The 18,188-nt window shown below is 64.7% G+C and carries 17 protein-coding genes; 11 read left to right on the plus strand and 6 right to left on the minus strand.

The window, feature by feature from the left end; genetic code table 11:
- Positions 1-453: 453 nt before the first annotated feature.
- Positions 454-978 carry a MarR family winged helix-turn-helix transcriptional regulator gene (locus MTX19_RS04135; protein WP_280974313.1) on the minus strand — a complete coding sequence of 175 codons (525 nt, stop codon included), beginning with the start codon at positions 976-978 and terminating at the stop codon, positions 454-456.
- Between the two features lie 82 nt (positions 979-1,060).
- Between MTX19_RS04135 and MTX19_RS04140 the strand changes: the two genes are divergently transcribed.
- Genes MTX19_RS04140 through MTX19_RS04150 form a run of 3 tightly spaced genes read left to right on the plus strand, consistent with a single transcriptional unit; the run spans position 1,061 to position 3,870 of the window.
- Positions 1,061-2,263, plus strand: coding sequence for a cytochrome P450 (locus MTX19_RS04140; RefSeq protein WP_280985850.1), 1,203 nt, complete (start codon positions 1,061-1,063; stop codon positions 2,261-2,263).
- Positions 2,264-2,274: 11 nt separating this feature from the next.
- On the plus strand, positions 2,275-2,598 hold the full coding sequence (locus tag MTX19_RS04145; RefSeq protein WP_280982548.1) for a 2Fe-2S iron-sulfur cluster-binding protein: 324 nt from the start codon (positions 2,275-2,277) through the stop codon (positions 2,596-2,598).
- Positions 2,599-2,658: 60 nt separating this feature from the next.
- Entirely contained in the window at positions 2,659-3,870 is a 1,212-nt protein-coding gene (locus tag MTX19_RS04150) for an ABC transporter substrate-binding protein (protein WP_280982549.1), read from the plus strand.
- Between the two features lie 308 nt (positions 3,871-4,178).
- On the opposite strand, the gene MTX19_RS04155 is transcribed toward MTX19_RS04150, so the two are convergent.
- Together MTX19_RS04155 and MTX19_RS04160 are read right to left on the minus strand one after the other, a co-directional pair.
- Positions 4,179-5,453 carry an NAD(P)/FAD-dependent oxidoreductase gene (locus MTX19_RS04155; RefSeq protein WP_280982550.1) on the minus strand — a complete coding sequence of 425 codons (1,275 nt, stop codon included), beginning with the start codon at positions 5,451-5,453 and terminating at the stop codon, positions 4,179-4,181.
- 115 nt (positions 5,454-5,568) lie between these two features.
- On the minus strand, positions 5,569-6,975 hold the full coding sequence (locus MTX19_RS04160) for a DHA2 family efflux MFS transporter permease subunit (RefSeq protein WP_280982551.1): 1,407 nt from the start codon (positions 6,973-6,975) through the stop codon (positions 5,569-5,571).
- Positions 6,976-7,135: 160 nt separating this feature from the next.
- Between MTX19_RS04160 and MTX19_RS04165 the strand changes: the two genes are divergently transcribed.
- The 3 genes from MTX19_RS04165 to tnpA all read left to right on the plus strand — a co-directional run bounded on the left by MTX19_RS04165 (position 7,136) and on the right by tnpA (position 9,035).
- A complete protein-coding gene (locus MTX19_RS04165; protein ID WP_280982552.1) occupies positions 7,136-7,444 on the plus strand; it encodes a hypothetical protein in 309 nt (102 codons plus the stop codon).
- Positions 7,445-7,463: 19 nt separating this feature from the next.
- Complete coding sequence (locus MTX19_RS04170) at positions 7,464-8,348, plus strand: sigma-70 family RNA polymerase sigma factor (RefSeq protein ID WP_280982553.1); 885 nt, start codon at positions 7,464-7,466, stop codon at positions 8,346-8,348.
- A 222-nt stretch (positions 8,349-8,570) separates the two neighbouring features.
- Positions 8,571-9,035: an IS200/IS605 family transposase gene (gene tnpA / locus MTX19_RS04175; protein ID WP_280984622.1), complete on the plus strand. Its 465-nt coding sequence runs from the start codon at positions 8,571-8,573 to the stop codon at positions 9,033-9,035.
- Positions 9,036-9,455: 420 nt separating this feature from the next.
- On the opposite strand, the gene MTX19_RS04180 is transcribed toward tnpA, so the two are convergent.
- Positions 9,456-10,522 (minus strand): IS630 family transposase gene (locus MTX19_RS04180; RefSeq protein ID WP_280979624.1). Its coding sequence is split into 2 segments (ribosomal slippage): positions 9,456-10,036 and positions 10,036-10,522, totalling 1,068 coding nucleotides; the frame shifts between segments, so codons are not numbered across the junction.
- A gap of 398 nt (positions 10,523-10,920) precedes the next feature.
- Entirely contained in the window at positions 10,921-11,472 is a 552-nt protein-coding gene (locus MTX19_RS04185) for a hypothetical protein (RefSeq protein ID WP_280982554.1), read from the minus strand.
- 389 nt (positions 11,473-11,861) lie between these two features.
- Here MTX19_RS04185 and MTX19_RS04190 point away from each other — a divergent pair, with 389 nt between their 5' ends.
- The 5 genes from MTX19_RS04190 (at position 11,862) to MTX19_RS04210 (ending at position 16,621) form a co-directional block, all read left to right on the plus strand.
- On the plus strand, positions 11,862-13,034 hold the full coding sequence (locus MTX19_RS04190; protein ID WP_280985852.1) for an ABC transporter substrate-binding protein: 1,173 nt from the start codon (positions 11,862-11,864) through the stop codon (positions 13,032-13,034).
- A gap of 232 nt (positions 13,035-13,266) precedes the next feature.
- A complete protein-coding gene (locus MTX19_RS04195) occupies positions 13,267-14,184 on the plus strand; it encodes a branched-chain amino acid ABC transporter permease (protein ID WP_280974303.1) in 918 nt (305 codons plus the stop codon).
- Positions 14,181-15,128, plus strand: coding sequence for a branched-chain amino acid ABC transporter permease (locus MTX19_RS04200; protein WP_280982555.1), 948 nt, complete (start codon positions 14,181-14,183; stop codon positions 15,126-15,128). Before MTX19_RS04195 ends, MTX19_RS04200 begins: the two co-directional genes overlap by 4 nt.
- 4 nt (positions 15,129-15,132) lie before the next feature.
- Positions 15,133-15,900, plus strand: a complete 768-nt coding sequence (locus MTX19_RS04205) for an ABC transporter ATP-binding protein (RefSeq protein WP_280984690.1) — start codon at positions 15,133-15,135, stop codon at positions 15,898-15,900.
- Entirely contained in the window at positions 15,893-16,621 is a 729-nt protein-coding gene (locus tag MTX19_RS04210) for an ABC transporter ATP-binding protein (protein WP_280982556.1), read from the plus strand. The genes MTX19_RS04205 and MTX19_RS04210 overlap by 8 nt, the downstream gene beginning before the upstream one ends.
- Positions 16,622-16,702: 81 nt before the next feature.
- Here MTX19_RS04210 and MTX19_RS04215 read toward each other — a convergent pair whose 3' ends face one another.
- Entirely contained in the window at positions 16,703-18,139 is a 1,437-nt protein-coding gene (locus tag MTX19_RS04215) for a glutamine synthetase family protein (RefSeq protein WP_280985853.1), read from the minus strand.
- Positions 18,140-18,188: the final 49 nt, after the last annotated feature.

The following is an 18,188-nucleotide window of genomic DNA, read 5'->3' on the forward strand; positions in this document are numbered from 1 at the left end:
GCCCACCGCCGCCGCATCGGAGGTGCGCCCCCTCTCCCGCTTGCGGGGGAGGGTTGGGGTGGGGGTTCTCTCCACGAGTCGTTTCGTGGAGAGAGCCCCCACCCGGATCGCATCTCGCGATGCGATCCGACCTCCCCCCGCAAGCGGGAGAGGTGAGGCGAAGCCGCGGATATGGCGGTCCGCCCCATAAAGCTCCAATCAAAATCCCTCGGCCGTCCCCCCGAACCGGTTCCCGCCTGCTTCCTCTCGCCGCGCCGCACACGTCTGTCTTTTTAGTTGCCACGGCAACTAAGCTGTGCGAGTTTTCGCTCCAATCAGGCTCGGCCGGTCAACGGCCTTGCACTTTGGGGAGGACAAATGCTGCGCAGCACGGCGCGAACGGCACCGATGACTGTCGGAAGCTTGCGGAACGCCGCGGAAGCGCCGGATGGCGCGCTCGGGCCGGCCGTGCGGTCAGGTCGGGCTTTGCCCGGTCACGGTGCCGAGATTCTCGTGCAGCCGGCGCAGCAGGTCGATCAGCACCTCGCGCTCGTCCTTCTTCAGGCAGGACAGCAGCCGCCGCTCGCGCTCCAGCGCCGCGACGATCACCTTGTCGTGGACGGCGCGGCCGCGGGCGGTCAGGGTGATCGAATGGGTGCGGCCGTCATCCGGTGCGGTGCGGATCGTCACCAGCCCGCGCTTCTGCATCGCCGCGAGGTTGCGGCTGACCGGCCCTTTGTCGAAGCCGATGACGTGGCAGATCCGCGAGGCCGGAATGCCCGGCTCGATTGCAAGCTGCGATATGATCCGCCACTCGGTGACGTTGACGCCAAAATTCTTCTGGTAATAGGCGGTTGCGCTGTTCGACAGCTTGTTGGCGATGAAGGTGACGAGCCCCGGCACATAGCGGTTGAGGTCGAGCAGCGGGCCGTTGGCGGCCTCTGCGGGATCGGCCGGTTTCGGCCGGCGGGGCTTTCGGGGAAGGGGCTGACTGCTCATCTCTCGAATCATCGCTGCGAAACCGTTCGGGAGCAATAGACTTGCGCCCTGTCTTGACAAGATCAAACCTCGGGAGGTCCTGATGACTGCAACAGCCAGTACGTCCGTCCCGCATCTCGACGTCGATCCGTTCGCGCTCGAATTCTTCGCCGACCCGTTCCCGACCCATGAGCGGCTGCGCGAGGCCGGGCCGGTGGTCTATCTCGACAAGTGGAATGTCTACGGCGTGGCGCGCTACGCCGAGGTCCATGCGGTGCTGAACGATCCCGCGACGTTCTGCTCCAGCCGCGGCGTGGGCTTGAGCGACTTTGCCAAGGAGAAGCCGTGGCGGCCGCCAAGCCTGATCCTGGAGGCCGATCCGCCGGCGCATACCCGGACCCGCGCGGTGCTGAGCCGGGTGCTGTCGCCGACGGTGATGAAGCAGGTCCGCGACCGCTTCGCCGCCACCGCCGAAGCGCGGGTCGACGTGCTGTTGGAGAAGCGGGAGTTCGATGCGATCGCGGACCTGGCGGAGGCCTATCCGCTGTCGATCTTCCCGGATGCGCTGGGGCTGAAACCGGAGGGGCGCGAGCATCTGCTGCCCTATGCCAGCCTGGTGTTCAACGCCTTCGGCCCGCCGAACCAGTTGCGGCAGGAGGCGATCGAGCGCTCGGCGCCGCATCAGGCCTATATCGCCGAGCAGTGCCAGCGCGAGAACCTGGCGCCCGGCGGCTTCGGCGCCTGCATCCATGCCCGGGTCGACGAAGGCGAGATCACCGCGACCGAAGCGCCGCTTTTGGTCCGCTCGCTGCTGTCGGCCGGGCTCGACACCACGGTCAACGGCCTCGGCGCCGCGGTCTATTGCCTGGCGCGATTCCCCGATCAGTGGGCGCTCCTGCGCAAGGATCCAAGCCTCGCGCGCAACGCCTTCGAGGAGGCGGTGCGGTTCGAAAGCCCGGTGCAGACCTTCTTCCGCACCACCGCCCGCGACGTCGAGCTCGGCGGCGCACGCATCCCGGAGGGCGAGAAGGTGCTGATGTTCCTCGCCGCCGCCAACCGCGATCCGCGGCGGTGGGACAAGCCCGACACCTACGACATCACGCGCCGCACCTCCGGCCATGTCGGCTTCGGCTCCGGCATCCATATGTGCGTCGGCCAGCTCGTCGCGCGTCTCGAAGGCGAGGTGATGCTGTCGGCGCTGGCGCGCCGCGTCGCCGACATCAGGATCACGGGCGAGCCGATGCGCCGCTTCAACAACACACTGCGCGGGCTCGACAGCCTGCCTGTCACAATCACGCCCGTATAGCGAGGATCTCAATGCCTGCCATCACCTTCATCCATCCGAGCGGCGAGAGCACGCGCGTCGAGGCCAATGACGGCGAGAGCGCGATGCAAGCAGCGACCCGCAGCGGCCTCGACGGCATCCTGGCCGAATGCGGCGGCAACGCGATGTGCGCGACCTGCCACGTCTATGTCGACGAGGCCTGGCTAGCCCGCCTGCCCGAAAGGGGCGACGACGAGGACGCGCTGCTCGACGGCACCGCCGACGAGCGCCGCGCCAACAGCCGTCTGTCCTGCCAGATCAAGCTGTCAGGCGCGCTCGACGGGCTGGTGCTGCGCCTGCCGGAACGGCAGGTCTGACGCTTTTCAGTTAGCCGGCGCGATGCCGGCGTAAGACCTGATACAAGGGAGGGGGAGACAATGAGGGGTTTGGGGGTTGGTCTGGCGCTGGCATTGGCCTGTGCCGCGGGCAGCGCACGCGCGGAGATTTCCGACAATGTGGTGCGCATCGGCGTGCTCAACGACATTTCCGGAATCTTCCAGGACACCAACGGCATGGGCTCGGTCGAAGCCGCGCGCATGGCGGCGGAAGATTTCAACGGCGGCGGCAAGGGCATCAAGGTCGAGATCATCTACGCCGATCACCAGAACAAGGCCGATGTCGGCTCGGCGGTCGCGCGCAAATGGCTCGATGTCGAGGGTGTCGATGCCATCGTCGACGTGCCGAACTCGGCCGTCGGGCTCGCCGTCAACACCATCCTGCGCGATAGCAGGATGACGTTCCTGGCGTCCTCGACCGCAAGCTCCGATCTCACCGGCAAGGCTTGCTCGCCGAACACCATCCAATGGGTCAACGATACTTGGGCGACCGGCAACACGACGGCCGCCGCGATGATGCAGCGCGGCGGCAAGGACTGGTATTTCGTCACGGTGGATTATGCGCTCGGCAAGGGCATCGAGGCCGAAGCGACCAACTACATCGAGAAGCACGGCGGCAAGGTGCTCGGCTCCAGCAAGCATCCGCTCGGCACCTCCGACTTCGCTTCCTTTCTGCTGCAGGCGCAGAATTCCAAGGCCAAGGTGATCGGCCTCGCCAATGCCGGCGGCGACACCATCAACGCCGTGAAGCAGGCGGCCGAATTCGGCATCCAGCAGAGCGGCCAGACCATGGTCGCGTTCCTTTTGTTCGTGAACGACATCCATGGCATGGGGCTGAAGGTCGCGCAGGGCCTGCAGCTGCTCGAGGCCTTCTACTGGGACATGAACGACGACACCCGGGCCTTCGCCAAGCGGTTTGCCGCGCGTCCCGGCATGAACGGCAAGATGCCGAGCGGCAACCAGGCCGGCGTCTACGCCTCCACGCTCGCCTATCTCAACGCCATCGCCGCCACCGGCAGCGACGACGCCAAGGTGGTGGTGCCGCAGATGAAGACCTTCAAGGGCAAGGACAGGCTGTTCGGCGACGTCACCATCCGCCAGGACGGCCGCGTCATCCACCCGATGTATCTGTTCGAGGTGAAGAAGCCGGAGGAGTCGAAGTACCCGTACGACTATTACAAGCTGATCGCGACCATCCCGGCCGATCAGGCGTTCCGGCCACTGGCAGACGGCGGGTGTTCGTTGGTGAAGTGAAGCTGCATCCACGCACACAACTGCGCTCCCTCTCCCACGCAACTCGGGTTTACCCGAGTTGCGCCATTCTCAGCATGTCGAAGTCGGATAAATCCGACTTCGACTGGGAGAGGGCTGGGGTGAGGGGTATCTCTCCGCACGGCGCACTGCGAGGAGACACCGCAACCCCTCACCCGGATCGCATTCCGCTTCGCTTCATGCGTTCCGGCCTCTCCCATAAGGGGAGAGGCGAACCGAGTTCGTTGCGCGAGCAATTAGCCTCATGGCAGTAAGGACGCACGCGGATCATCGCGTGCCGGCACGATCCCCTACTGCGCCACCTTGCTGCTGCCCTGGGTGATCAGCCGCGCCGCGCGCTGGTCGCGGGCGTGGATCCAGAGCCAGCTCAGCGCGACGCTGAGGCGGTTGCGCAGGCCGATCAGGAAGTAGATGTGGGCGATGCCCCAGATCCACCATGCGAGTGCGCCGCGCAGCTTGAGCCAGCCGAAATCGATCACCGCGAGCCGCTTGCCGATCTGCGCGAGGCTGCCGGCGTGCTTGTAGCGGAACGGCGGCAGCGTCCTGCCCTTGAGTCGCGCCTTGATCAGGGCGGCGACGTAGCGGCCCTCCTGCTTGGCGGCCGGCGCGATGCCGGGCACCGGATTGCCGTCGGGATCCTTGACCGTGATGGTGTCGCCCACCGCGAAGATGTCGGGATGGCCGGGCACCGTCAGATCGGGCTCGACCTGCAGGCGGTAGGCGCGATCGGCCGGCGCGTTCAGCCATTCGGCGGCGCGGGAGGCGCGCACCCCGGCGGCCCAGACGATGGTGCGCGCCGCCAGTTTCTTGCCGCCATAGACCACGCCGTCGGCCGAGCATTCGGTGACCGCTTCGCCCAGCATTACCTCGACCCCGAGGCTTTCCAGCGAACGCTGCGCATAGGCCGAGAGATCCTCGGGAAAGCCCGCCAGCACGCGCGGGCCGGCCTCGATCAGCACCACGCGCGCCTTGCGGGTGTCGATATGGCGGAAGTCGCGCGGCAGCGTGTCATTGGCGAGGTCGGCGATGGTGCCGGCCATCTCGACGCCGGTCGGGCCGGCGCCGATGATGACGAAGGTGAGCAGCGCCGCGCGTCTTTCCGGATCGGTCTCGCGTTCGGCGCGCTCGAAGGCGACCAGAATGCGCCGCCGCAGGGTGGTGGCGTCCTCCAGCGTCTTCAGCCCGGGCGCGAACGGCTCCCATTCGTCATGGCCGAAATAGGCATGCCGTGCGCCGGTGGCGAGGATCAGGGTGTCGTAGGGGACGCTGTCGCCGTCATCGAGCAGCACGCGCTTTCCCGCGGCATCGACGCCGTTGGCATTGGCGAACAGCGTCGTCACCTCGGGACGGTCGCGCAAGAGATAACGGATCGGCCAGGCGATCTCGCTGGTCGCAAGCGAAGCGGTTGCGACCTGGTACAATAGCGGCTGGAACAGATGGTGGTTGCGGCGGTCGATCAGCGTGATCTCGACCGGCGCGCCCGCCAGCCCGAAAGCGGCCTCGAGCCCTCCGAAACCGGCGCCGACGATCACCACGCGATGAGGTTTGGCCGGCGCGTCTGTCATGGGATCTTGCCCCCGGTTTCGAACGGCTGCGTCACCTCGATTATGCATTCATTCGTACCTCCATTCCAAGACGAATTGCCTGATCGACCGATAGCAAAACCCTATCGTCACAGCCTCACGCGTCCTGCGGCGCGGCCGCGCCCATCGCGCGTTGCCGCGCCGGGAGGATAAATCCCGCGGCCGCGCCGGCCAGCGACAGCGTCGCGGCCAGGCTCATCGCCGCGGCAAATCCGCTCTCGAAATGAACTGCTGAATCGGCGGCGCCATTGGCGGAGAACTCCGCCACCAGCGCGGCGATGCCGAACATCCCGCCGAGGAAGCGGCCCATGTTGAAGGCGCCGGAGGCCTTGCCGATCTCGGTCACCGACACCGAGCTCAGAACCGCGTTCTGCGCCGCCGGCATCGCCATCGACACCCCGACGCCGGCCAGCACCAGCGGCGCGACCAGGTCGGCGTAGGGGATGGTGGGGCTCACGATCTCGCTGATCCAGCCGAGCCCGATCGCCTGCATCAGCAAGCCGGTCACTACCAGCGGCCGCTCGCCGAACCGGTTGACGACGGCGCCCGCGACCGGCGCCGTGACGAACAGCGTCGCGGTCCAGGGCAGCAGGCGAAGCCCGGCGCTGAAGGCGTCGAAGCTGAGCGTGGTCTGCAGGAACTGCGGCAGCAGGAACAGCACGCCATACATCGCGGCGTAGAACAGCACGCTCGCCGCCATGCCCGAGGCAAAGGCGCGGGACGCAAACAGCCGCATCGGCAGCATCGGGGTTGCCGTGCGCAATTCCCACAGCACGAAACCGGCCGCGAATACGGCGCCGGCGGCCAGCGTCCCCATCACCTCGGCGCTCGCCCAGCCGACGGCGTTGCCGCGCAACAGGCTCCAGACCAGCGCCAGCGCTGCCGCGGCAACGAGCGACAGCCCGGTGATGTCGAGCGGTGCGGCCGGCCCGAAGCTTTCGCGCAGGCGCGTCAGCACCAGCGCGATCACGATCAGGCCGATCGGCAGGTTGATCCAGAAAATCCAGCGCCAGCCGAGATGGGTGGTGATGAAGCCGCCGATGGCGGGGCCGACGATCAGCGCGCAGCCGGTGATGCTGCTGAAAATGCCGAGCGCGCGGGCACGCTCCTCCCGGCCGAACGCGCCGCTCAGGATCGCCATCGCCAACGGCATCACGAACGCAGCTCCGGCGCCCTGCAGTGCGCGGGCGGCGATCAGTGCTTGCGCGTTGCCGGCCAGTGCGCAAGCGGCCGATGCTACGATGAACAGGGCGATCCCGGCCGCAAACATCCGGCTCCGTCCGAAGCGGTCGCCGAGCGCGGCGCCGGTCAGGAGCAGCACCGCGAAGGTGAGGTTGAAGGCGCTGACGGTCCATTGCAGCGTCTCCACCGCGCTGCCGAAATCGGCGCGGATGGTTGCGAAGGCCGTCGTGATGATCATGGCGTCCAGCGCCATCATGAAGGATGCCAGCGCGGTGACGCCGAGCACCCAGAGCTGCTCGGCGCGAGCGATCGGGGTCTGCATTTTTGCTCTCCATGGCCGCGCCGCCCTGTTGCGGCGCGCTTCGTCGCCAAGACGAGACGGGAGAGGCAAAGGATGCGGCCCAAGATTATTTTTGCCGGACCGCATCCTTTGGTGGCCGGCAAACGTCCTCGGGGAACGATGACCCTCAAAGGAGCGACCCATGAGACGGACCCTGATCAGGTATAAGGCGAAGCCGGAGATGGCGGACAGGAATGCCGAGCTGGTGAAGGCGGTATTTGCCGAGTTGAAGGCAGCGCAGCCGGACGGCGTGCGCTATCTAACGCTGCGTCTGGAAGACGACACCTTTGTGCATTTTGTCGAGGCCGCGGCCGAGGACGGCTCGAGCCCGATCCCGAAGCTTGCCGCGTTCCAGGCATTCCAGGATGGTATCCGCGACCGCTGTGCCGAACCGCCATTGGTGCGCGGCGCCAGCATCGTCGGCAACTACCGTATGCTGGAGGAGTCCTGACCGGAGTCGGAGTGGAATGATGTCAGCATCGCCTGTCGTCGATCTCAGCCAGCATCTTTCGGCGTTGCGCCCGAAGCTGCATCGCTATTGCGCGCGCATGGTCGGTTCGGTGATCGACGGCGAGGATGTGTTGCAGGACACACTGATCAAGGCGGTGGAAGCCTTCACTTCCGCCGCCCCGATCCAGAACGCGGAAGCCTGGCTGTTTCGGATCGCGCACAACACCGCGCTCGATTTCCTCAGGCGGCGCAACCGCCAGGAAGCGCTCCGCTCGCCGGAGGAGGTGGACATGATGGCCGGAGAGCTCGATGACGTCGCCCGCCGCGAGATCGCAGCAAGCAGCCTGCGCACTTTCATGCGGCTGCCGGTGGCGCAGCGCGCCAGCGTGATCCTGATGGATGTGCTCGGCTGCTCGTTGGCCGAGGTCTGCGACATCATGGATTTCAGCCTGCCCGCGGTGAAGGCGGCGCTGCATCGCGGCCGCACGCAGCTGCGCCAATTCGCCAGCGAACCGGACGATGCACCGCGGCCCGGCCTGTCGGAGACGGATCGCATCCGGCTGAACGCCTATGTCAATCGCTTCAACGCGCACGACTTCGATGCCATCCGCGCCATGATCGCCGACGACATCAGGCTCGAGCTCGTCAACCGCACCAGGCTGAACGGCAAGGCCGAGGTGTCGCGCTACTTCGGCAACTATTCCAAGGCCAGCGACTGGCACCTGGTGCCGGGGCAGGTCGAGGGACGTCCGGCCATCCTGGTGTTCGACCCGAACGAGGCGAACGCGCCGCCGAGATATTTCATGCTGCTCGACTGGTCGGCCGACAAGATCGCCGCCATCAGGGATTTCCGCCATGCGCCCTACGCCATCGACGGCGCGGAGTGGGCGGTGGATGCGGGTTGATCTGGGTGCGACAAAACCGGCGTAGGGTGGGTAGTGAAGCGTAACCCACCACATCACTGCGGCTGGCGGACGATGATCGCATTTCGGTGGGTTACGCCTTCGGCTAACCAAGCCTGCTAAGCCCCCGCCTATGGCGGGGCGAAAACCGGCAGTTCTACAGCTGCGGGAATGAAGTCATGGAGTCTCCTTGGGGAACCGCCAAGAACCCTCAAGGAGACCATGATGGAAGCAGAGTACAATCATCTTAATCACGCGACTTGGGAGTGCAAGTACCACGTCGTGTTTACGCCGAAGTACCGCAAGAAGCTGCTGTTCGGGAAGATCAAGCGACATCTGGGCCAGGTATTTCACGATCTGGCACGACGGAAGGAGTGCCGGATCGAGGAAGGTCACCTGATGCCGGATCATGTCCACATGCTGATATCGATACCTCCGAAATATTCGGTGGCGCAGATCATCGGGTATATGAAGGGGAAGAGTTCGATCTGGATCGCGCAGAACGTCGAACGGAAGATGCGAAATTTCCTGGGCCACAAATTCTGGGCACGCGGATATTTTGTCACGACCGTCGGCCGCGATGAGGAAATGATCCGGGCCTACATCAAGAATCAGGAAATGGCCGACCAGCAACTGGATCAGTTTGAGCTAAAGATTTCAGCTGCCCCAAAATCCAAGCAATCGTCCTAACATCCCTTAAAACCGCCTTTGGCGGTTCCCAATCAAACCTCCAGCTTTGCTGGAGGTTATTGGCTCACCCTACGGCTTCGGCGGACAAGTCGCTTCACTCGCGATGACGATGCGAGGAGACGAGGTGCGACAAAGTAACCCGACGGGCAAATGAGCGCTTCCGTCGTCGGGCAAATCAATGATCCAATCCCGCCCGTCTCACCCGATTGAGGGGCGCTTCGCGATCGTCACAAGTGTTGGGTTGAGATGCGGTGGACGCCGATGTCACGGCTGACGAGCGTGGCAGATAGCGGACGGTGAAGTCGTGCAGGCCTGACGCCCTAGTGGCAGGTGTCTCATCAGTAAGAGCAAGCTCTCTCACTGATGACGGTGACAACAAGCCCAGTCTCGCCGGGGAGAGCACGTATAATACCAATGGCCCTAAGGATTGACTGTTGCCCAAGTGCGGCTTGTGATTGAGGCGATGCGATCTGGATCATTTGCGAAGAAGTTCCAGGCTTCGCAGGTCTTGGCGACGATATCGTCGTAGTCGTCGAAGACGGTGATGGCGAGCTTGTTGGCGCGCAGGTACTGCCAGACGTTTTCAATCGGATTGAGCTCGGGCGCATAAGGCGGCAGCTGTAACAGAGTGATATTTTCCGGAGCTCGGACGGTGCCGGCACTGTGATAGCCGGCGCCGTCGAAGACGAGAACGGCATGTGCGTCGGGTGCAACTTTGCGGCTGATTGCCTCCAAATGCAGTGACATCGCCTCTGCATTTGCCGTCGGCATGACAAGACCCGCGGCGACGCCACGTTGAGGACAGGCGGCACCGAAGAGATAAGCCCAATCGTAACGTCGATCGCGCGGCGCGCGAGGCCGTGAGCCACGCTTGGCCCACACGCGTGTCAGCGTGCCCTGCTGGCCGATCCGCGCCTCGTCCTGGAACCAGATTTCGATCGGCTTGCCTTGGGCGTGAGCGGGGAGCGTTGTCGTGAGGGTCGTAGCAAAGTTTTTTTGAACGCTTCCTGAGCCGCTTCATCGGCTTGCGGATGGCGCGGCCGCACCGAGAGCCGGCGGTACCCGAGCTTGGCCAGAACCTTGCCGACCGAACGTTCGTGCAGTTTGACGCCAAACCGCCGCTCAAGCGCGTCGCGCAAATCCACCCGCCGCCAACGTACGACCCCATGCTGCTCAGGATCGGGACCGGCCTCGACCAACGCGGCCAATTCGGCCTGCTGCTCTGTCGTCAGCCGCGACCGCGGTCCCGTCGGTTTGCGCGACCGCAGTCCCGCCAAGCCTTCGGCGTTATAACGATGCACCCAGTCCCGCAGGGTCTGACGATCCATCCCGCAACTTTCGGCTGCCTTCTTGCGGTCCGCGCCCTCCAGCACAAGCGCAAGCGCCAATATCCGCCGCGCTACCGTACTATTCTTCTCTCTGCGCGCCGCCTTCCGAAGCTCGCCCGCGGTCAAATCAAGCCGCGTAATCGCTACCGCTGCCCCCATCGATATTGCTCCTGTCTACGCAGCAACATCGATTCAGAAACTCACTGATTTGGGAATCCCAAATGTGAGTCAAATCCGGGGGCCGTTGGTATAAGCCGTAACCCATCGCGCAGGGAAAGCCGGGATCGTTCCGGTTTCACCTGTGGTCCTACCTCCCGAGCTTTCCATTTGCTCGGGACCCATGGGTGCGATCGGCACCCGGCTTTCCCTGCGCCCTCTGCTCGAGATGAGGGCGGAACGAGATGCAAAGCTCGGACGATTCCCGTCGCGAGAATGCGGATGCGTGAGCTACAAAATGCGCAACACGCTCGGTGTCGTCCCGGCTTTCGCCGGGACGACACCGAGTGTGGGACGCGACCTTGGCTTCTGCTGATGCGGGGACGACAGTAGAGATGCGCCTACTTCGCTCTGCCGCCGAATTCGCCATTGGCGATGCGCGCGATGCGGTTGGCGGCTGCGGCCGGCGCACTGTTGTTGCGCTGGAAGTCGTCCACTGTCCCGCCCTGATCGCGCGGCAGCGGCGAGGACGCTTCAGAATAGCCACTCGGCCAGACGAACAGTGCCAGCATGAGGGCGGCATTGATGAGCCCGCCAACCAGCGTTCCGGTGAACTGCGGATTGATCGCCCATTCCGGATATCTGCTCGCGATCAGCCGGTCGATCACAACCAGCGCAATCCAAGCCACCATCACGCAAACGGGGTCCCATCCGATGTCGCGGACCCGCATCGACTGCAGCATGAAGGTGATGGCAAGCGCGGCAAAGAAGGCGATCTGCATCGGGCCGCTGCTGGCGGCCTGTACCAGCAGCACGTCCGTCCTGCCGCTTCCCGGCGTCGTGCCGGTGACCCCATAGGCCAGCAGCACAAGGCCGGCTGCAAGCGCGAAGATACAGAGCAAGAAAGGCACCCGGCTGATCCGGGCGTTGAAGCCGAACAGGTAACCCAGCATGTGACGCGTCCCTTTCGGCCGACCGTCGCCTCGGACTGCTTTCCGGACCGTGAAGGCAGGGCGGCCTCGCCGGCGCGTGGTTTCCGGTTGCTTTACCGAATGCATCAATTCTGCTGCAGTGCATCACGGGAGGTCGGCGCCTGCGACGATAGTTGCCCTCGCAACCGGCATTATATTTCTTGCCACGGTTGGCTTAGACGAATTATGGTGCAAGGTGCTGGGGTATGCGCCGAAGGTTCTAAATGGGGCCATCGGTTCGTGCTTGCTGCGCACTCGCGATTTCGCGCACAAAACATGTCGCCGGGAACGGCGCGCCAAGCGTGGCCCGCAAGGTCGGGGCTAAAGCCCGGTCTGGCGGGACGTTCACCTGGTTGAGGAGGGGAGTGAATATGAACAAGGCATTTTGGCTGGCAGGCGCCATGGCCATGGCGCTGGCACAGCCGGCGACCGCGGCCGGCACCATCAAGATCGGATTTGTCTCGACCTTCAGCGGCCCGACCGCCGTGATCGGCAATGACATGCGCAATTCCTTCGAGCTGGCGCTCGACCACATGGGCCGCAAGATGGACGGCAAGCCGGTCGAGGTGATCTACGAGGACGACCAGCAGAAGCCCGACATCGGCAAGCAGAAGACCGAGAAGCTGGTGCAGTCGGACAAGGTGGATTTCATCGTCGGCTACATCTGGTCGAACGTGCTGCTGGCCTCGCTGAAGACCGCGGTCGATTCCAAGACCTTCCTGATCTCAGCCAATGCCGGTCCGTCGCAGCTCGCCGGCGAATTGTGCTCGCCTTACGTGTTCTCGACCTCTTGGCAGAACGATCAGACGCCCGCCGCGATGGGCCTCTACATGAACCAGAAGGGCGTCAAGTCGGTATTCCTGATCGGTCCGAACTACGCCGCCGGCAAGGACATGCTCGCCGGGGTGAAGAGCACCTTCAAGGGCCAGGTCGTCGGCGAGGAATATACGGTGTGGCCGAGCCAGCTCGACTTCTCCGCCGAGCTCACCAAGGCGCGCAACTCCAAGGCCGAGTCGATCTTCGTGTTCTATCCCGGCGCAGCCGGCGTTCAGTTCCTGAATCAGTACGTCCAGGCCGGCATCAAGCAGCAGATCCCGCTCTACACCGCGTTCACCGTCGACGAATTGTCGCTGCCGCTGCAGAAGGACAATGCGATCGGCATTCCCGGCGCGCAGGAATGGGTCAACGACCTGCCGAACGAGCAGAACAAGAAATTCGTCGCGGACTACCGCAAGAAGTACACCGGCCTGCGCCCGACCTATTACGGCGCCCAGGCCTATGACGCCGCCCAGCTCATCAACAGCGCCGTCGTCGCGGTGAAGGGCGACCTCACCAAGAAGGACGCGATGAAGGCCGAGATGGAGAAGGCCAACTTCAAGTCGCTGCGCGGCCCGTTCAAGTACGGCAACAACCACATTCCGATCCAGAACTTCTATCTGCAGGACGTGGTCAAGGACGCCGACGGCCAGCTCTCGCTGAAGACGGTCGCGACCATCGTCAAGGACAACCAGGATCAGTTCCACGACAAGTGTCCGATGAAGTGATTTGAAGTCACCTCGCCCCGCTCTTGCGGGGAGAGGTCAATCGCGAAGCGATTGGGTGAGGGGCTCTTCCTACAAGCTCGACTCGTCGCGAGAGCTCCTCACCCCAACCCTCTCAGGGCGAGCTCTGCTCGTCCTGGCCCCGCAAGCGCGGGGCGAGGGAGAACAAAAAGCCGTAAAGGCGGCGGCGCATGCGCGCTGCCGCTGTTTCATTTGAAGGTGACGTAGCCTCACGATGTATCTCGTCGTCGAACAACTCCTGAACGGCCTGCAATTCGGCCTCCTGCTGTTCCTGCTGGCGGCCGGCCTGACGCTGGTGTTCGGCATCATGGACTTCGTCAATCTGGCGCACGGTTCGCTCTACATGATGGGCGCCTATTTCGCCGCGACCTTCGTGGCCTGGACCGGCAGCTTCGTGCTCGGCGCACTGATGGCGCTGGGCGCCAGCCTGCTGCTTGGCGTCGTCCTCGAATATGTCGCGCTGCGACATCTCTATGGCCGCGACCATCTCGACCAGGTGCTCGCGACCTTCGGCCTGATCCTGTTCTTCAACGATGCCGTGCGGCTGATCTGGGGCCCGGCCGGCCTCGCGCTGCCGCTGCCGGCCTGGCTGACCGTGCCGGTGCAGATCATTCCTGGCGTGTACTATCCGGCCTATCGCCTGCTGATCATCACGGTCGCGCTGGCCGTGGCCGCGTTGCTCTATCTCGTGGTGATGCGCACCCGCGTCGGCATGCTGATCCGCGCCGGTGCCTCGAACCGCGAGATGATCGGCGCGCTCGGCATCAACATCAAGCTGCTGTTCACGCTGGTGTTCGGCCTCGGTGCCGCGCTCGCCGGCCTTGCCGGGCTGATGCAGGCGCCGATCCTCACCGTGCAGATCGGCATGGGCGAGAACATCCTGATCCTCGCCTTCGTCATCATCGTGATCGGCGGCATCGGCTCGATCCGCGGTGCCTTCCTGGCGGCGATCTTCGTCGGCATGATCGATACGCTCGGCCGCGCCTTCCTGCCGGACCTGCTGCGCAAGGTGCTGAGCGGGGCTGCGGCGTCGACCGCGGCGCCGGCGCTGTCCTCGATGCTGATCTACCTTCTGATGGCGATCGTGCTGGTCGTGCGGCCGGAGGGGCTGTTTCCGGCCGCCAAGCGATGATGCCCAAGCTCAACGTCCCCGGCGCCGTCGCGGCGCTCCTCTGCGTCGCCCTCGCCCTGCTGCCGGTTTACTCGGCGGTGTCAGGCAATATCTTCATCCTCACGCTGTTCACTCGCATCGTGATCTTTGCGCTCGCCGCCGCGAGCCTGAACCTGATCATGGGCTATGGCGGCATGATGAGCTTCGGCCACGCCGCCTATCTCGGCATCGGCGGCTACGCGGTCGGCATCCTTGCCGCCGAGGGCATCGGCTCCGGCTTCATCCAGTGGCCGGCGGCGCTGGCGGTCTCGGCGCTGTTTGCTCTGGTGATCGGCGCGCTCTCTTTGCGCACCCGCGGCGTCTACTTCATCATGATCACGCTGGCCTTCGCGCAGATGGCCTATTACGTGGCCTCCGGCCTGTCGCGCTACGGCGGCGACGATGGCCTCACCATCTACAAACGCAGCGATTTCGCCGGCCTGATCAACCTCTCTGATCGCACAGAGTTCTACTATCTCTGCCTCGCCTGTCTGTTCGGCGGCCTCTATTTGATCTGGCGCATCGTCAATTCGCGCTTCGGCCTGGTGGTGCAGGGCGTCCGCTCCAACGAGCAGCGCATGCAGGCGATCGGCTTCCATGCCAACCGCTACCGCCTGGTCTGCTTCGTCATCGCTGGCACCATCTGCGGGCTATCCGGCGCGCTGCTCGCCAACAACACCGACTTCGTCAGCCCGGCGGTGATGTACTGGACCCGCTCCGGCGATCTCATGGTGATGGTGATCCTGGGCGGCATGGGCTCGCTGTTCGGCCCGGTGCTCGGCGCCATCGTCTACCTGGTGCTGGAAGAGCTGCTGTCGCAGTTCACCGAATATTCGGGGCTGATCCTAGGCCCGGTGCTGCTCCTGATCGTGCTGTTCGCGCGCGGCGGCATCATGGGCCTGCTCGGGAGGATGAGGCGTGACTGATTCCTTGGCTGATCCCTTGCTCCGCGTCGACAATCTGGTGCGCCGCTTCGGCGGCATCACCGCGACCGACAATCTCTCGATGGAGGTTAAGCCGGGCGAGCTGCACGCCATCATCGGCCCGAACGGCGCCGGCAAGACCACGCTGATCAGCCAGCTCACCGGGCAGTTGATGCCGAATTCCGGCACCATCCAATTCGGCGGCCGCGACGTCACACGGCTGCCGTCCTACAGGCGAAGCCGGCTCGGGCTGGCGCGCTCGTTCCAGATCACCTCGCTGCTGAAGGACTTCTCGGCGATCGACAATGTCGCGCTCGCAGCGCAAGCCCATGACGGCCACTCCTTCCGTTTCTGGGGCAATGCGCGGAAAGAGCCGCATCTGCGCGAGGCCGCACGCGCCGCGCTGGAGCGCGTCGGTCTTGGCGCGCGCGCCAATGTCGTGGTCTCGCAACTGAGCCATGGCGAGCAGCGCGAGCTCGAGCTGGCGGTCGCGCTCGCCACCAGGCCGCAGCTCCTGTTGCTGGACGAGCCGATGGCCGGCCTCGGCGTCACCGAATCCGCGCGGATGGTCGCGCTGCTCAAGGAGCTGCGCAAGGAAGTGACCATCGTGCTGGTCGAGCACGACATGGAGGCTGTGTTCGCGCTGGCCGACCGCATCACGGTGCTGGTCTACGGCCGCGTCATCGCCTGCGACGTGCCCGATGCGATCCGCAAGCACGATGAGGTCAAGCGCGCCTATCTCGGCGAACAGCATGCGGTGACGCGCCATGGCTGAGACCAAGATGGTTGAGACCCTGCTCGAAGTCGACGCGATCGAAACCTGCTACGGCCTGAGCCAGGTGCTGTTCGGCCTGTCGTTACAGATCAAGGCAGGCGAGATGGTTGCGCTGATGGGCCGCAACGGCATGGGCAAGACCACCACCATCCGCTCGATCATGGGCCTCACGCCCGCGCGCGCCGGCGCCATCCGCTTTGCCGGCGAGCAGGTGCGGGGCCTGCCGTCCTACAAGATCGCGAAGCTCGGCATCGGGCTCGTGCCCGAGGGACGCCAGATCTTCCCGAATCTCACCGTACGCGAAAATCTTGTCGCCGCGTCGGGCAACCGCCTGGGCGCATCCGATCCGTGGACGCTGGAGAAGATCCACGTGCTATTCCCGCGGCTCGCCGAGCGCGGCAACAATATGGGCGTCACGCTCTCCGGCGGCGAGCAGCAGATGCTCGCAATCGGCCGCGCGCTGATGACCAATCCGAAACTCCTGATCCTCGACGAGGCGACCGAGGGCCTTGCGCCGCTGATCCGCGACGAGATCTGGAGCTGCCTGTCGATGCTGAAGGGGCAGGGGCAGTCGGTGCTGGTCATCGACAAGAACGTCGAGAACCTCGCCCGCATCGCCGACCGCCACTACATCATCGAGCGCGGTAAGACGGTGTGGTGCGGCACCAGCGAGCAGCTGATCGCCGAGCCCGATCTGCAGCACAAGTATCTGGGGATTTGAAACTGGAAAGTGAAACGCTCAATCTACCTCCGTCATCCTGAGACGCGCGTGCCGCGCTCCTCAGGATGACGGATCACTTAGTCAAAACATCTCGAAATATTCGCGATGTTCCCAATCGGAGACCTCGGCCTGAAACCGTTCGATCTCGGCGTTCTTGATGTGGACGTAATAGTCGACGAACTCCGGCCCCAGCGCCTGACGGAAGAACGGATCGTCGTTGAGCGCAAACACCGCTTCGCGCAGCGACTTCGGCAGCAGCGCGGCCTTGGTCTCGTAGGGCGTGTCGGCGGAAGGGCCGGGATCGAGCGTGCGGTCGACGCCGTCCAGGCCGGACAGGATCTGGCTCGCCATGTAGAGATAGGGGTTCGCGGCCGGCTCGCCGATCCGGTTCTCCAGCCGTGTTGCAGGATCGTTCGCACAGCCGAGCACGCGGATCATCACGCCGCGGTTGTCGCGGCCCCAGATCGCGCGATCCGGCGCCAGCGAATAGGAGCGGTAGCGCTTGTAGCCGTTGATGGTCGGCGTCGTGAACACGGTCGAGCCCCGCGCGTGCTCGATCAGGCCGGCGAGATAGGCGCGACCGAGCGGGCTCAAAGGCTCGCCGGTCTCCTTCGCCATGAAGGCGTTCTCACCCGTGGCGCGCGACACCAGCGATTGGTGCAGGTGCCAGCCGCTGGCAAACACGTTCGGCAGTTTCGGCCGGCACATGAAGGTGGCGTGATAGCCGTGGCGCCGCGCGATCTGCTTCACCGCGGAGCGGAACAGCACCATGGTGTCAGCCGGCGCGAGCCCAATCGTCGGCTGGAAGGTGAACTCGCACTGGCTCGGGCCGAATTCGACCTCGACCGAGCGCAGCGGCAGGCCGAGCGCGACGATGTCGCGGCGGATGATCTCGAGCGCGGGCTCCATCAGGTCGTAGCGCTGCTCGGTCAGATATTGGTAGCCCTGCGACAACAGGCTCACCGACGGCGGCCTGCCGGGCTGGCCGGCATCCTCCGGCGCCATGTGGGCGTCGTCGAGCTTGAACAGATGGAATTCGACCTCGAGCCCGGCCACGAAGTCGTAGCCGCGGCTCGCGAGCTGATCGAGCACCTTGCGGTAGAGATTGCGGGTGGCGAACGGCACCGGCCGTCCGTCGCTGAAATAGAGGTCGCAGAGCAGCCAGCCGGTGTTGGGCGTCCACGGCAGCACGCGGAACGTGGTGGGATCGGCGACCATCAGCACGTCGGCCGCGCCCTCCATCTCCTTCATGCCGAAGCCGCCGCCGGCGGTGAACACCGGGAACACCGTCTTGTGCGAGGTGTCCTTGGCCAGCATCGTCGTGGTGATGGAGCAGCCGCCCTCGAGCGAGCGCACGGCTTCGCTTGCGATCAGCGTCTTGCCGCGCGGGATGCCATGCTGGTCGGGAAACGACAGCCTGACGACTTCGAGGTTGTTCTCCTCGACGATGCGGCGGAGGCGCTCTGCGGCCTCCTTCTGCTCGTTCGACCACAGGCCGTGGCGCTCGACGAAGCTCACAGCGTCACTCCTTTGTCCGATCAGTCGTCATTGCGAGGAGCGCAGCGAC

The organism is Bradyrhizobium sp. ISRA464 (assembly GCF_029910095.1).
Lineage (GTDB): Bacteria > Pseudomonadota > Alphaproteobacteria > Rhizobiales > Xanthobacteraceae > Bradyrhizobium.